Raw genomic sequence first — 13,793 nt, 5'->3', positions numbered from 1 at the left:
TCATATCATCATCGCGGAATAGCGCAATCAGTCCGCAATCCGCTTTGAATTTGTTTCAAAAAGCCGCTCGGTAATGGCTCCCCGGAAAAGCTCCTCGTTGAGGAACTGGAGCAGCTTCTTGGCCGTTGCCTTTTCTGCGGGGAAGACAATGCGATCTTGCCCAGTTGTAAGGTCGATCTGTATGTCGAGATCGTAGCCATTGGAGTGCTGGATAATCTGAGTGACCGTGTATTGATCAAGGATTTCCGAGTCATTGAGTAGCGCGAACCGTTTGCAAAACCATTGGCTTGCGCCTTTGGCCAGCGCATCGACGTTAACAGGGGCAAGCTTTTCGTGAGCCAGAATTGCCTTGATGTCTTCCTCGGTAGCTTCTTTGTAGAAGTCGACAAGGTTGAAAATGGCATTGGCCGCACGGTAGTTCCTGAACAGCAACTTTTGTTGCGCTGGGTAGTAGACGGCTGTCAGTTGATCGTTAAGTGAAAGGGCCGGTGTTTCCGAGCTTTCAAAATTGTTCTTGGTGAAGAACAGGAATTGACCTGGGTTGATGATGTGAGATTTGCTGAAGCTCTGAATCAGCAAAATTTCACTGCCGTCATCCTGCCGCGCGAAGCCAAGGATGGCTTTGATTAGCGAAGGCTCTGCTCCCTGCATATCTATCGGTTCGAGATGGCGAACGCTTCCTGAGTGCTCAGCGGCTACCACCTCAGGAAGTGCGAACTCTTCTAAGCAGAACCGCTCGTGAGCCTCAGGTGCGTAACCGGGGTCGAAATCAATTTCCTGGGCCTCAAGCAGGAAATCATCCAGCTGATCCTGCCATTTCTCAGTAAGCACCGCTTGTAGCTCACCAACCAATGGAATGCGGCGTAAGGTGAGCTGATGGCGTTCCTTCAGCAGAGCGACGAGGTGCAAGTGTTCAAGCATTCGTTATGTCCTTTGCAGATAGATTCCATCGGTCAGCTCAACAACATTGAGCGCTTCGCCTGGGCGGCGGACTATTTTCTTGCTGATCAGCAGGCAGGATGCTCCCGAGTCATCCTTGACCGCATAAAAGTGGTAGCCCAGTAGACCCATGACCGGATTGAAATGAAAGGCACCGGCGTGGGCCACCGTGAAGAAAATGACGGCGAAGATGTAGACGCCTGTAATCCACTCCCCGGTGAAGTCGAGCTTGTCTGTGGCAAGGAATGGCAGCAGGTAGGTGAGTAGAAATACGACGATTTCTTTATCGCTGTTCTCGAACTCCTGCACTGTCAGACGATGCTGCTCTCCCCTCCGGGTAACCAATAACAGCATTAGCCAGCAAATCAGCCCTAAAAGAATTGCAACGGCTAGCCAGGGAGCCCAGTCGCTGTATGGCAGATCCTGGTCAATCTGGTTGACTGCTACAGCCCCAAGAATGGGGGCCATGGATGTAGCGACTAGCAATCCTTTAGCGAACTGATTCAGCATCCCTGTAACCTCTGTCAGGCAAGTCGAATTCGACCGGTTAAGAGTTCCTGCATCATACCCTGCTTGAGCTGGTGGGCCTTGTCGCGGCGGGTTTCGAGGGCAGCGAGTTCGCTGTCCATGTCAGACAGAACAGCGGCTACAGCGTTTTGCTCGTCCAGTAGTGGCGCTTGAAAAGACCGCTCCTTTAGGAACTTGAAGTGGCGGTTGTATCCAGTTGGCTCAACCCCTCGATATTGGAGCTGAAAGGCATGAAAGCGAGTGCTTTGTCCTTCCATTCCATGAAGCACTTGCGTTCCATCAGCGCCAATCAAGAAATCAAAATCGACAAATTTCACGATGCAAGTGTGATCGCCAAAAACTATTACCCCTTCATCGGTATTGCGAAACCGCTTCTCTTCGTTGTCAGAGAAACCGACGATTGAGTCTTTGCCTTGATCCACAATCGGATATTTACCGCTCGCTTGATAATCAGATGTCTGGACTTGATGGGCTTTTGCATTGATTCGTTTAAGAACATGGTTGAATGGCTTCACCTCCCTCTCCCCACTAAACCCCGGCAGGCGGCGTTGGCCGGTGAGGAGTTGTTGCATGGCAGCTTTTTGGATGTCGCGCTTTTTGGCGATCAGTTGATCCAATCCACTGATCAGGACGTCCATTTCCTGAAGACTATCGGCGATCTTTGTTTGCTCGAAAACAGGAGGGAACGGGATTATTAATCCGCGAATTTGCTCTACGTTCATTCTCTTGAACGTAGAGCCAACCATTGCATTATTGATTTGGTTTTGGATGATGCTTGATTGAAACAATGATTGAAGATAGCCGGTGGAACATGCTGGATTTTTCCGGCGCAGCAAGCAAACATCTTGTCCCATGGCAAATGGTGGGTGCCACTCTGCCACCTGAGCAACTTCGCCTACTGTCGCATTTCTACTGAGGATCAAGTCGCCGGGCAAGGGCTTCCTCCCGCCCTCTGTAAGTAGAGAGTAGTAATGTGCAGATGTAAACTTTGGCGAGGATAGATCTACAAACCTCTCTTGGACTTCTCGAATGCTGACCAGGGGGTATCCGGAGCCAAAGAATTCTGCAGTTACATGCTTGCAGTCCAAAATGTTCCAGAACTGTTCCAAGGGGCCGTAATCCCAACTATCTGGGATGAGCCCAAGCTCTGTTTGTTTGTATCCAAGATTAGCGGCAACATTCATACCGCAAACCCCATCTTCACCAGGTGCTCACTGACCCTGGCCGCCAGTGTTTCCACCTCGGCATTAAGTACCGGCAGCGGCGTGGCATAGCGCTCGGACAATTGGCGGATACGGCCACTGAGGGCCTGGGACACGCGATCCAGTTCGGTCTGCACATCGGCCTCAAGGGTGGCCAGCCATTTGTCGTCTACCACCAGAGTTTTCAGATCGGCTTCGCTTAGCTGGGCATAGTGGGCCTGCACCTTGGCATCCAGCGCTTTTTGCGCGGCTTTGACCTTTTTGCTGGCCTCGGCCTCGCGCTCGATCAGCGCCAGGCAGTGCTCCAGCGCCTGACGCTCCTCATCGACATCCAGATCGTGCCTGATGGCCTTGAGGCGTGCTTTCACGCTGGCGGCGGTGAGCTTGCCCTTGTCGGTCTTGCCGTCAGCCAGCGGGCCGTCTTCACTGCCCTGTTCCTCGTCCAGCTCTTCCAGTTCGCGGCTGATGGCATCGCGCTTGGTTTCCAACTCAGCGATGGCGGCAGCCTCTGCCGCGTAATAGCGGCACACGATCAGCTCCGGCGGCAGCAGGTCGGTATTCGGTTCCCCCTTGGCCGGGCCGCTGGCGATCAGCGCCGGCCAGCCGTCGATCACCAGTTGGTACACGTCATCCTGCAGGGTGGCGTACCAGTAGTCCTGCAGGTGCTGGTAAACGTCGTAGGCGTCCAACAGCGGGGCGGCCTCGGAGCGGTGCAGCAGGTCTTCGGCCAGGGTATTGAGCAGTGCCTTGGGCCGGTCGCCGATGGCGATACCTTGCAGGCGTGGACGATGCTCGTTGCGCCAAGCGTCGAACAGACCGCTGATAGTCTGGTTAAAGGCGGTGAACTCGGGGTGGGCAAAGATGCTGGGCTTGATTTCGGCCTGCGGCACCTTGAGTTGCAGGTAGCCTGGGCGCTGCGGGGCGAACAGTGCGCCGCGCAGGTTGGGCATCACGTCCCAATAGGCTTGCAGGGCATCCACATCGCGCTCGGGGATGCCGCCGTGCAGGTGTGCGTCGATGTCTTGCAGGTCTTCCGTTTCGCTGGTGTCGATATAGCGCGGGATATTCAGGTTGAAATCGTTGGCCTCGATTTCGGCCAGCGGCACCAGTCGCGAGAATTTCGGCAGCTCGTGTTGCTGGGTGCAGGCATCGACGATCTTGTGGATGTCCTGCTCGCGTAGGCGGTTCTTATTGCCGTCCTTGATAAAGCCCTTGCTGGCGTCGATCAGGAACAGGCCCTTGCGCCCCGCACTGCCGGCCTTGTCCAGAATGATGATACAGGCGGGAATACCGGTGCCGAAGAACAGGTTGGCAGGCAGGCCGATGATGCCCTTGATGTAGCCCTGCTGGAGGATGCGCTTGCGGATCACACCTTCGGCACCGCCACGGAACAACACTCCGTGGGGCAGAATCACCGCCGCCTTGCCGGTGCTTTTCAGCGAGGTAAGCATGTGCAGGAGGAAGGCGTAGTCGCCGTTCTTGTCCGGCGGGATGCCATAGCTGAAGCGGTTGTACTCATCCTCGGCCGGGTTGAAGCCGTTGCTCCAAGCCTTGGTGGAGAACGGCGGGTTGGCGACGATGAAGTCGAATAGCTTAAGCTTGCCCATAGGGTCTTTGAAATGCGGCGCGGACAGGGTGTTGTCCTTCCAGATTTCCGCCGTCGGGCAGTCGTGCAGGATCATGTTCATCTTGGCCAAGGCGCTGGTGGCGTTGTCCATTTCCTGGCCGTAGATGGCCAGATCCAGCCCGGTGGCGCTCTTGGCTTCGTCGTGGGCTTTGAGCAGCAGCGAGCCTGAGCCACAGGTCGGGTCGTAGATGGTCTGCTTGCTGTCGGTAGCACCAGCCAGGCCGATGACCTGGGCCATGATCCGCGACACTTCGGCCGGGGTGTAGAACTGCCCCTTGCTCTTGCCGGACTCGGTGGCGAAGTGGCGCATCAGGTATTCGTAGGCATCGCCGAGGATGTCGTCGCCCTGGGCGCTGTTGCTACGAAAATCCAGGCCGGGCGAGTTGAAGATGCTGACCAGGTTGGACAGGCGGTCGACCATCTCCTTGCCCTTGCCGAGCTTCTCCTGGTCGTTGAAATCGGCCACGTCGATGACGCCAGTGAGGTTATTGGCCTCGGCCAGGCGGGCGATGATCTGGTTGATCTTGTCGCCGATCTCCTTGTCGCCCTTGAGCGCAATCATGTCGGCGAAGCTGCCGCCTTCGGGGATGTCGATCAGCGAGTTGGGATCGCCGGCGTACTTGTCCGACACGTACTTCACGAACAGCAGTACCAGGACGTAGTCCTTGTACTGCGAGGCATCCATCCCACCACGCAGCTCGTCGCAGGATTTCCACAGGGAGGAATAGAGTTCGGATTTCTTGATGGCCATCGGGCGTACTACCTGGATCAGTCTGGTGGCTCAGGCAGTGCGGCGGCCTGGGAGCTCCCTGCGCGACCTGCCCGAGGTTCCGTTTCGTGGCTGCATTCTCACGGCTGGGGCGGGGCGGTGCAATGGCTGTGCTCTGCTTCGGCGCACGCAGGCTGATCAAGGGGGAATTTTCCTGTGGTGATTCCTGCAGGATTCAGGGTGCTGATGACTCATTCCGGCGACCAGCACGAATGCACCCACACGCCTGGGTATGTCGATTTGGGTTCTCCAAGGCCCGGGGCAAGCTGAAAGCAGACTCAACCAAGGAGCTGCTGATGAACCTGTTTATGCACATCACCCAAGCACTACCGTCCGCTTTGAAGCCGCATCCCCAGGCCTACACCACCATCGTCTACCCCGTTCGAGACCAGGCTGTGGTGGTACACGATGGTTTGAATATTCGCCGTGAACGCCCCTGGTATCAGGTGTCCGAATCGATTCAGGCGGCAGTCAGTGAGCCTGCAGCGGACGAATGGTTTTCTGAATCCAGCCAGGCATGGGACGCCTCTGGCAGCTTCGTCACTACCGACGGTCTTGATTCAATGGCTTTGGCACCTGAGGGGTTTGCTGAGGTTGGCCGCATGCAGATCAATCCGGCCAATGGCATGCCCATGCTGGACGGCTGCATTGATGTGTTGGGCAACCCGATGGGGATGAACATGCTGAGTGATGGCTTGAGCGACTTTGGCTGCAGCTTTTCAGGCGTTGACTGGGGCTTCGATTTTGGCTGATTGCTGGGTTTGCAGAGCATTTTTACGGGAGGAAATGGCCATGTCGGCATTGGGGTTGGGTGTTCTATTCGTGATCAGTTTTACCCTTGGGATTGCCTGGCTGGTTTGGGTGCTGGATGCGCGCATGGCTCGCGGCAGGCTGGCCTGCCAGCTGCCTTTGCCGCTGGATGACCTGGGTTATGCGTATGGCCAGAAACTGCAGTCAGGCCTGCAGCCGCTTATGGTTTTGGCAGGCAGCATGTTGGTGTTTTTTGCCGCGATGGGGGCTGTCATTGTGGGCAAGTTGGCAACAATGCAGTCAGGCGATGCGGCAGCTGTTTTCCAGGCATATCCGCTGCTGCATAGCCTCTGGGGGCTGATCATGGGATTGGGTCCGATCACCTGTGTTGCCATGGCTGTGCCGGGTACTTATTGCATCAAGGCGGGGCTTGGGGCGCATAGGCGCCGATGCTGATGCCATCTGCCATCCGAAATGGCAACAGGTGTACTGGGGCTGCGCGGTTTGTAGCGGTGTCGCACCTCCAGCAAGTGTCTGCGTTGCCAGGGGACAGCCGTTTTGGCAACGAGCCTGGTCGAGCAGCCACACTTCCCGGCGCTGTTCGCTTGGGTTTTCAGGCGCGGGGTTGAGGATAGGCGTGTGAGTCGAACCCCAACCAGGAGGAGTCATGCGCCACTCGACCGTGATTTGCCACAACTGCGGAAAAACCATGGTGCCGCGTACACGGTATAGCCGAGGACTTTTCGGCTATGCCCCAAGTAGCAACCACTGTCCATTTTGCCTAAGCGAGAACTGGGGCGGCAGCGCCCCTGGCTTGGGCATGCGACTCTTCTGGTTGGTAGGTTGGGGGCTGGGGGTGATCGCTGCCATCCTGGTTGGGGCTGCGTTATTCAAACTGCAAGGGTGGGTGGGAATCAGAGATGAATATCCGCTGCTGTCACTGTTGACGCTGGTAGTGGCGGTATATTCCGGATATCGGTTCTATAACTGGTTTGTGGCCTGGGATGATGGGAAATAAAGCTGCCAAAAGCGCATATGGCCGGCCTGGGTCAGCCATATGCGCGAGCAGGTCAGAGCTGGAACTCGATATCGGCACTGAAGAAGTATTTTCTCTCATTGCTGATTTTTACCGCCTCCAGGCCATAGAGGATCACTTGCTCGACCTCTTCCTTGCTGAGGCAGTTGGCGCTTTGAAATTTATCTCGCGCCCAGAATGACAGGCTGAATGCCCTCGCTCCGCGCCCCAGCTCCTCGAAGGCGAGCGGCGCCAGATCAATAGCCTGCCTAGTAACCTGACTGCGCAACTCCTCTGGCAGGGTGGCGTGGCAGTGTGGATGCCATTTGGCGTTGGTGAGGCGGCAGAAAATTAGCGACAGTTTGGTGTTGAGTATTACGCCAGTTTCACCGCGCTGGATTCGAGTCAGCTCACCGTTGGTGCTGACGAGATTAGGCCAAAGCCAACCGGCCTCTGTGAGTGCCGGCAAGTCTGTCTCGGTTATCAGCCCTGTTAGGGGGAGAAATGCCCGATTCTGGAACTCTCGAATCTGGGGGTTCCGCTCGAACTCGGCCAGTAAACGGCTTCCCAGGGCGGGGTTAGTGCGCAGGTAGTCGGCGTCTTCGTCGCTCAGACGGTCGGCGAACTTAGGGGGAATTACCAGTGGGACGCTGGGGCGGGCTTTCTCGGCATGTTCATCGAAAGCTGCGCACTGGTCTGAGTCCTCATGGTTTTGGCTAGGTGTGGATGTCTGCATCGCGTTGGCATTCAAGTTCGCCACGACCTGGGTATCGGTAGCAACCAGATAGTTCTGCTCATCGCCGAACCGGCCAATGGTTACCGAAACGGGACTGAGTTCATCCAGTGCGCCGGGGATAATTTCCTCCGGGCGCTGGAGCTTGACGCAACGGAGTGTTGGGCCCTGGCCATTCTTTAGCAGTACGTGAGGCGCTACATACCAGATCAGCGCGTCATCGTAATCTTTCTCGATTAGTTCGTGCTCAGACATTGCTGCCAGCAGACTGTGATCAGAACGAGGAAATCGGCTGACATTGTGTTGCATGACCTGCTGGATGATTTCGCCAGCACCGTGTCCCCAGGCGAGAAAAACGCCCTCGGTAGTCAGCCATAGTCGTGAGCCAGGGGTGTTGAATGTCCATTTACGTTCATCAATTAGGACACGCATGGCGTTGGTACAAAGCTCGCGTATTGATACGGCTGTGGTGGCCTCATCGACATTGTTGCCGTTGCGCTCGCGGTCAGCCTTAACGGATCGACCATCAGCAACCTTGACGGCTCGCGTCAAAGGCCCAGGCTGGTCAGCTGTGGCATTCAGCAGTGCTTGCCAGATGTCCGGGCCGCCTTCAATGAGCCACTCCCTTATATCAGGCGTCACGAACGTACCGATGAGCACAGTTGTATGAGATAGGTGTTTTTCCGCGCGATCTTTGACCCAGGTGATGAAGTAGCGAGTGATGTTATTAGCTGCTGCCCATTCGTGGATGGTCCTCGTACCCATATGCCATTCCTTGTCACCCTCAAAACTCATCACCCTCATATCTGTCAGTGGCTTGCCGGCATCGTGAAACAGGGCAGCAATGATGCCGGCGACATACCAGCGACGCAGCCGTTTGCTGGCTTCTCCGGGTGTTAGCTCGTGGTCGAATTTGGTCAGCACCATCCAGTCGAGCATGAAGCAGGCGGTTTCAAGGCCGTGGCGCAGAAGGCCGCCAGGGTAGTTGTGGTGATGATGTTGGGATGCCGGGAGTAGGTGCACCAGCTCTGCGTAGGCGATCAGTATTGGCTCCAGATAGCATGTGAACTCTTCAGGCGATAGGCCCGACTGGATTTCAAGCTTATCCATCAGCTTCGTCTGGAATTTGCACATGCAGTACTCGCCAGAGATCAGGCCGTAATACCCCTCGTCGTAGGGCGGATACCGAAGTCCTGCGGGGTTGCCCACAGCTGCCAGCAACTCGGGTGGAATATTTTTATAGGCGGGGTGCTCGAATCTGGGATCGACCAGTGGGGCGAGAAGCTTGCTCCGTTTGGGCTTTTTCGGGGCGAACCAGGTCTTGAGTTTGCCGAGAAAGGGCATATGGCATCTCCATCAGTGGGGTGAGAAACCATGATGGGGATCCGAAAACGCCCTGTGCACGCTAATCCGACCAGATCTTGGTCAGATTAAATTGTCTCGATCCGATGGCTTGGGATTCCTGCACTAGCTCGCAGGCTGTTGAAAGGGCGGCAGCCTTATCGAAAGGCCCCGCAGGCATAGGAGGAAATCATGCAGCCAAATTATTCAGAGGCCAGAGCGCAAGGGCTTAGCTACATCCTGCTAGCCGTTGTGTTGATACTGAGCAGCTACGCACTGTGGTCGCATTGGAGCATCGTAAGCCTGCAGGCTGAGGAGGCTAGACAGCTTGGTTTGGCGGTAAGGAGCGCTCCGGCGCTGCTGGCACTAATTGCTGTGCCACTGCTGTTGTGGGCAATTCAATGCAGCAATCGGCAACTGCTGAGGGTTATCCGTCAACACAGGCTGATCTTTTCACTGGTCGCTGCTGGTGTGTGCGCCATTTTAGGAAGCACGCTTTGGCTGCTGTGGGAAGGTACTTACCAGTGGGGAGTTCAAGATGGTGTTGTGGCCACAATCTTGCTGGTTCCGCTGGTAGTGCTCAGCGTTGGTGCCGTTGGCTACGGCATAGCCGTTCGACTCGATGATAGAGCCGGCTCACGATAGGAGTAGCAGTAGCGTGCCGCCGGCCTGAATGGGAGGGGCGTTGTGCGGCCGAGGGCTGGAATTTTACGTCGAATTTTACGTCTGGCAGAAAAAACAAAGGCCTGCATCGCTGCAAGCCTTTGATTTATATGGTGCCGGCACCAAGAGTCGAACTCGGGACCTACTGATTACAAGTCAGTTGCTCTACCAGCTGAGCTATACCGGCATTTCAGGGGCGCCATTATATCCATTCATCTGGCCGAGTAAAGTCGTCTGCGCATTGTTTATTCTGAATATGTTCAAGCCTTTGCCTGTCTGAAGCCGGCAAGGCGCGGGCGGCGTTCTCGGGCCTGTCTTTTAGGGGCAGGGGGCGTTGTCGAAAATGCCCGCAGCACTTGTTCTGCATCCCCATCCCGGTAGGTCATGCGTGCTGTGGCGAAGGCAGGTTGCAGGCTGTCCTGCAGAAAAAAGCGTGGCGTCGGATCGGTTTTCCTGTCGGAGCGAAGCACATTTCACGTCCTGTCCGGTGTGGGCGCAGGGCTGACACGTGCTGCTAATCGGGTTGTTTATTGCGGGTCTGGCTATTAGCTGCGAAATCCTTATGCACAAGCGGGGCGCATTTGGCGAGAATACACGTTGATTTTGTGAGGTATTTCTCTGTTTCTTATAAGTGCATGTTTTTATAGGCTTTTATGTGTTGTTCAAAAAACGAGCAGGCGTCGCCAGGGCCGATGCCAGAGCCGTTAGGTGAATCTGCTCAGAATCTATCAACACAGTTATCCACAGATAATGTGGGCAACTTGGCTGGGCTCAGCGGCGATCGGCGAGCAGCAGCAGGTTGCGTGGGGTGAGCTGCTGCGAGCAGAAGCTGCCGAGGCGTACGCTGAAGCCCTGCTCTTGCAGGTAGAGCGCGCGGTCGAGTAGCAGCCAGAGTTCCAGGGGGCGGCGGAACAAGCCGCGCAGCAGCTCCAGGTTGCGCACCTGGGCCAGTCGTTGCCAGCCTTGGTTTTGCAGTTGCTGCCAGTCTCTTGACCGGGCGGGTGCGGGCAGTTGTTTCAGGGCGGCGAGGTCTGTGCAGTAGTCGGCGAACTCTTTCGCCAGCCAGGCCGTCGGCAAGGACGGTGTGGGCAGGTACTGGTCGATGCCGCGCAGTTCGCGTTGCAGTACGTCGAATGCCAGGCGCCAGGCCATCGACTGATCGCGTTGGCGACGCACGCGGGCGCCGGCGGTGACGGTTTCGTTGAGTGGCAGGGCCAGGTCATCCAGCGAGAGGCGCAAGGCCGATGCCTGGGCGGTAGCGGAGAGCGCCTGGTTTTCGGGGCTGGCGATGCGGTTGTAGCAGCAGGGCGCTATGGCCAGTTGCGTGCAGCCGGCCGCGCTGGCGAGTTGCATCAGGCGTACATGCAGATCGCCGCAGGCATGCAGGGCGACCGGGGTGTGCTCGCGTTCGAGTTGCGCGCCGGCATCGGCGTCGAGTACGTCCTGCTGCAGATGGCGGGCATTGAGGTGCAGGCGCTGGCTGAGCAGTTGGCCGCTGTGTACCAGTTCGGGGTTGTGTTCCAGGCAGGTCAGGGGGAGCCCGTCATGCGCCAGCATGCGGCCGAGATGGCCTTTGCCGGCGCACCAGTCGAGCCAGTGGCGGGCGGGTTGGTGAAACTGCAGGCAGCCGGCGAAGGCCTGGATCTGTTGCCATTTGCGCCCCGGCACGTCGACCGAGAAACGCGCAGGCAGTGGCGGCAAGGGCTGTGGCGCGAAGGCGCCGACTCGGCTCAGGGCGCTCGCCTGCGCGGCGAGCCCGGTAAAGGGCGCGGGTGCATCGAGCAGGTGCGGTTGGTTGTGGCTGGCCTCGGCCTGTTCCAGGCTGCGCGCTCTGAGCCATTGGGCGAGTTGCGGGTGCTGGCTTTCCCACGGCAGTTGCTGCTGGGTGAATGGCCGCGGGCGCCAGAGCGCCTGGTGTTGCAGGACAAAGGCATCCAGCGCCTGGAAACGCTGGAGCAGGCTGTCGCCGCTGAGGGGGGAGTCGTTCATGCGCGTGTCGTCATGCCTGGGGGCCGCGAGTGCCCCGTCGCGTCAGCGGCCCTGGCAGGCGTCGACCCTGAGCCAGCGTTCCAGCAGCTTGAAGCCGCGCACCAGGATGAAGGCGATCAGCAGGTAGAACATGCCGGCGGCGAAGAAGATTTCCACCGGCAGGTAGGTGCGGGCGATGATGGTGCGGGCCATGCCGGTCAGCTCCAGCAGGGTGACGGTGCTGGCCAGGGAGCTGGCCTTGAGCATCAGGATCACTTCATTGCTGTAGGCGGGCAGGCCGATGCGTGCGGCGCGCGGCAGGACGATATAGACCATGGTCTGCCAGCGGGCCATGCCCAGTGCGCGTGCCGCCTCCACTTCACCCGGCGGTACGGCCTGGATCGCCCCGCGGAGGATCTCGGCGATATAGGCCGCGGTGTGCAGGGTCATGGTCAGGATGGCGCACCAGTAGGCCGAGCGCAGGTAGGGCCAGAGCGGGCCCTCGCGCACGGCTTCGAACTGGGCCAGGCCGTAGTAGACCAGGAACAGCTGCACCAGCAGCGGCGTACCGCGGAAGAAGAAGATATAGCCGTAGGGCAGGGCGCGTACGTACCAGTGCCGGGAGGCGCGGGCGATGCCCATGGGGATGGCCAGGATCAGGCCGGCGACTACCGCGATGGCTACCAGCTCCAGGGTCAGCACGGCGCCTTCGGCCAGGCGGGGCAGCCATTTGATGATTACTTCCCAGTTCATCCCGCGCTCCTGATAAAGCCGCGGCTGGAGCGCTTCTCAAGGAAGTGCAGGCCGATCATGGCGACTATGGTGAGGCCCAGGTAGATAAAGGCCGCCACCAGGAAAAAGGTAAAGGGTTCTTTGCTCGAGGTGACGGCGATCTGCGAGCGGCGCATGATTTCTTCCAGGCCGATCACCGACACCAGGGCGGTGTCCTTCATCAGGATCATGAACAGGTTGCCCAGGCCGGGCAGGGCGATGCGCCACATCTGCGGCAGGATCAGGCGCCAGAAGATCCGCGGTACGGACAGGCCAAGGGCCTGACCGGCTTCGCGATGACCCTTGGGGATGGCGAGTATGGCCCCGCGGAACACCTCGGTGGCATAGGCCCCGAAGCACAGACCCAGGGCGATGGTGCCGGCGGCGAAGGCGCTCAGTTCGAGGCTCTCGATGCCCAGCAGATCGGCCAGGTTGCGCATCAGCTGCACGGTGCCGAAGTAGATCAGCAGCACCCAGAGCAGCTCGGGGATGCCGCGCACTATGGTCGAATAGGTGCCGCCAAGCCATTGCAGCTGCTTGTACGGCGAAGTCTTGGCCAGTGCACCGAGCAGGCCGAGCACCAGACCCAGGGCCAGCGCGCTGAGCGCCAGCTTGATGGTCATCAGGGTGCCGGCGGCCAGGGCCGGGCCGAATCCGTAGAGATCTAAATTCATGGGGGGTCAGATGCCTGCATCGCCCGCGAGGGCGATGCAGGGCAGGCTGCTCAGTAAATGCTGAACGGGAAGTACTTGTCGTTGATCTTCTTGTATGTGCCGTCTTCGATGATAGCTTGCAGCGCGGTATTCAGCTTCTCGCGCAGCGGATCGCCCTTGCGCACGGCGATACCGATCTTGTCGTTGTCGAATACCGGCTCGCCCTTGAACTCGAAGCCCTTGCCGGCATCGCTCTTGAGCCATTCCCAGTTGACGAAGGTGTCCGCCAGCACGCCGTCGACCCGACCCGAGGACAGGTCGAGGTAGGCGTTTTCCTGGGTGTCGTAGAGCTTGATGTCGACGACCCCGTCCAGGTTGTCTTCCAGCCAGGTGCCGGCGATGGTGGCGCGCTGGGCGCCGATTACCTTGCCTTTGAGGCTGGCTTTGTCGGTCTTGAAGTCACTGCCCTTGGGGGCGATGAACTGCAGCTTGTTGGTGTAGTAGGGCTCGGTGAAGTCGACGGCCGCCTGGCGCTCTTCGGTGATCGACATGGAGGCGATCAGGAAGTCGAATTTCTTGGCGTTGAGGGCCGGGATGATGCCGTCCCAGTCGGAGGTGACCACTTCGCACTCGGCTTGCATCTTGGCGCACAGGGCCTGGCCGATTTCCACGTCGAAACCGCCAACCTGGCCGCTGGCGTCGATCAGGTTGAAGGGCGGATAAGCGCCTTCGGTGCCCATCTTGAGTTTGTCAGCAGCGATGGCGCTGGTGCCGAAAGCCAGGGTAGCGGCTGCGGCCAGCAGGATCTTCTTGTATTTCAGCATGCGAGAGTTG

The 13,793-nt window shown here is 58.2% G+C and carries 13 protein-coding genes and 1 tRNA gene; 4 read left to right on the top strand and 10 right to left on the bottom strand.

The genetic code is table 11. The annotated features are described in order from the left end of the window. Positions 1-27 precede the first annotated feature (27 nt). The 4 genes from R3355_RS03970 to R3355_RS03955 are packed head-to-tail and all read right to left on the bottom strand — an operon-like array spanning position 28 to position 5,047. Positions 28-921 (bottom strand): Kiwa anti-phage protein KwaB-like domain-containing protein, encoded by an 894-nt coding sequence (locus R3355_RS03970; RefSeq protein ID WP_318960141.1) that lies wholly within the window; start codon positions 919-921, stop codon positions 28-30. A 3-nt stretch (positions 922-924) separates the two neighbouring features. Next, on the bottom strand, positions 925-1,449 hold the full coding sequence (locus R3355_RS03965; RefSeq protein ID WP_318960140.1) for a hypothetical protein: 525 nt from the start codon (positions 1,447-1,449) through the stop codon (positions 925-927). Between the two features lie 14 nt (positions 1,450-1,463). Further along, positions 1,464-2,651 carry a restriction endonuclease subunit S gene (locus R3355_RS03960; protein WP_318960139.1) on the bottom strand — a complete coding sequence of 396 codons (1,188 nt, stop codon included), beginning with the start codon at positions 2,649-2,651 and terminating at the stop codon, positions 1,464-1,466. Continuing rightward, the gene (locus R3355_RS03955) at positions 2,648-5,047 is read right to left on the bottom strand and encodes a type I restriction-modification system subunit M (RefSeq protein WP_318960138.1); all 2,400 of its coding nucleotides are present in this window, start codon (positions 5,045-5,047) and stop codon (positions 2,648-2,650) included. Before R3355_RS03955 ends, R3355_RS03960 begins: the two co-directional genes overlap by 4 nt. Positions 5,048-5,361: 314 nt before the next feature. On the opposite strand from R3355_RS03955, the gene R3355_RS03950 reads away from it, so the two are divergent. The 3 genes from R3355_RS03950 (at position 5,362) to R3355_RS03940 (ending at position 6,833) form a co-directional block, all read left to right on the top strand. After that, positions 5,362-5,817, top strand: coding sequence for a hypothetical protein (locus tag R3355_RS03950; RefSeq protein ID WP_318960137.1), 456 nt, complete (start codon positions 5,362-5,364; stop codon positions 5,815-5,817). A 40-nt stretch (positions 5,818-5,857) separates the two neighbouring features. Next, positions 5,858-6,271, top strand: coding sequence for a hypothetical protein (locus R3355_RS03945; protein ID WP_318960136.1), 414 nt, complete (start codon positions 5,858-5,860; stop codon positions 6,269-6,271). A 211-nt stretch (positions 6,272-6,482) separates the two neighbouring features. Further along, positions 6,483-6,833: a hypothetical protein gene (locus tag R3355_RS03940; protein ID WP_318960135.1), complete on the top strand. Its 351-nt coding sequence runs from the start codon at positions 6,483-6,485 to the stop codon at positions 6,831-6,833. Between the two features lie 52 nt (positions 6,834-6,885). On the opposite strand, the gene mobH is transcribed toward R3355_RS03940, so the two are convergent. Beyond that, positions 6,886-8,907, bottom strand: a complete 2,022-nt coding sequence (mobH, locus tag R3355_RS03935) for a MobH family relaxase (RefSeq protein ID WP_318960134.1) — start codon at positions 8,905-8,907, stop codon at positions 6,886-6,888. Between the two features lie 189 nt (positions 8,908-9,096). Here mobH and R3355_RS03930 point away from each other — a divergent pair, with 189 nt between their 5' ends. Further along, a complete protein-coding gene (locus tag R3355_RS03930) occupies positions 9,097-9,549 on the top strand; it encodes a hypothetical protein (protein WP_318960133.1) in 453 nt (150 codons plus the stop codon). A 129-nt stretch (positions 9,550-9,678) separates the two neighbouring features. Here R3355_RS03930 and R3355_RS03925 read toward each other — a convergent pair. The 5 genes from R3355_RS03925 to R3355_RS03905 all read right to left on the bottom strand — a co-directional run bounded on the left by R3355_RS03925 (position 9,679) and on the right by R3355_RS03905 (position 13,783). After that, positions 9,679-9,754: transfer RNA gene (locus tag R3355_RS03925), tRNA-Thr, on the bottom strand. Between the two features lie 584 nt (positions 9,755-10,338). Continuing rightward, on the bottom strand, positions 10,339-11,556 hold the full coding sequence (locus R3355_RS03920) for a methyltransferase (protein ID WP_318960132.1): 1,218 nt from the start codon (positions 11,554-11,556) through the stop codon (positions 10,339-10,341). Between the two features lie 42 nt (positions 11,557-11,598). Then, a complete protein-coding gene (locus R3355_RS03915) occupies positions 11,599-12,288 on the bottom strand; it encodes an ABC transporter permease (RefSeq protein WP_318960131.1) in 690 nt (229 codons plus the stop codon). After that, positions 12,285-12,980, bottom strand: a complete 696-nt coding sequence (locus R3355_RS03910; protein WP_318960130.1) for an ABC transporter permease — start codon at positions 12,978-12,980, stop codon at positions 12,285-12,287. Before R3355_RS03910 ends, R3355_RS03915 begins: the two co-directional genes overlap by 4 nt. A gap of 50 nt (positions 12,981-13,030) precedes the next feature. After that, on the bottom strand, positions 13,031-13,783 hold the full coding sequence (locus R3355_RS03905; protein ID WP_318950807.1) for an ABC transporter substrate-binding protein: 753 nt from the start codon (positions 13,781-13,783) through the stop codon (positions 13,031-13,033). Positions 13,784-13,793: the final 10 nt, after the last annotated feature.

The organism is Pseudomonas sp., from assembly GCF_033723075.1.
Lineage (GTDB): Bacteria > Pseudomonadota > Gammaproteobacteria > Pseudomonadales > Pseudomonadaceae > Aquipseudomonas.
This window is presented reverse-complemented; position numbering and strand designations above follow the sequence as displayed.

What these genes read in the sequence shown, in the direction of transcription:
- R3355_RS03970 (WP_318960141.1), bottom strand. Translation starts at nt 921, where the DNA reads ATGCTTGAACACTTGCACCTCGTCGCTCTGCTGAAGGAACGCCATCAG.
- mobH (WP_318960134.1), bottom strand. Translation starts at nt 8,907, where the DNA reads ATGCCCTTTCTCGGCAAACTCAAGACCTGGTTCGCCCCGAAAAAGCCC.
- R3355_RS03915 (WP_318960131.1), bottom strand. Translation starts at nt 12,288, where the DNA reads ATGAACTGGGAAGTAATCATCAAATGGCTGCCCCGCCTGGCCGAAGGC.
- R3355_RS03950 (WP_318960137.1), top strand. Translation starts at nt 5,362, where the DNA reads ATGAACCTGTTTATGCACATCACCCAAGCACTACCGTCCGCTTTGAAG.
- R3355_RS03940 (WP_318960135.1), top strand. Translation starts at nt 6,483, where the DNA reads ATGCGCCACTCGACCGTGATTTGCCACAACTGCGGAAAAACCATGGTG.
- R3355_RS03965 (WP_318960140.1), bottom strand. Translation starts at nt 1,449, where the DNA reads ATGCTGAATCAGTTCGCTAAAGGATTGCTAGTCGCTACATCCATGGCC.
- R3355_RS03910 (WP_318960130.1), bottom strand. Translation starts at nt 12,980, where the DNA reads ATGAATTTAGATCTCTACGGATTCGGCCCGGCCCTGGCCGCCGGCACC.
- R3355_RS03960 (WP_318960139.1), bottom strand. Translation starts at nt 2,651, where the DNA reads ATGAATGTTGCCGCTAATCTTGGATACAAACAAACAGAGCTTGGGCTC.
- R3355_RS03920 (WP_318960132.1), bottom strand. Translation starts at nt 11,556, where the DNA reads ATGAACGACTCCCCCCTCAGCGGCGACAGCCTGCTCCAGCGTTTCCAG.
- R3355_RS03930 (WP_318960133.1), top strand. Translation starts at nt 9,097, where the DNA reads ATGCAGCCAAATTATTCAGAGGCCAGAGCGCAAGGGCTTAGCTACATC.
- R3355_RS03945 (WP_318960136.1), top strand. Translation starts at nt 5,858, where the DNA reads ATGTCGGCATTGGGGTTGGGTGTTCTATTCGTGATCAGTTTTACCCTT.
- R3355_RS03955 (WP_318960138.1), bottom strand. Translation starts at nt 5,047, where the DNA reads ATGGCCATCAAGAAATCCGAACTCTATTCCTCCCTGTGGAAATCCTGC.
- R3355_RS03905 (WP_318950807.1), bottom strand. Translation starts at nt 13,783, where the DNA reads ATGCTGAAATACAAGAAGATCCTGCTGGCCGCAGCCGCTACCCTGGCT.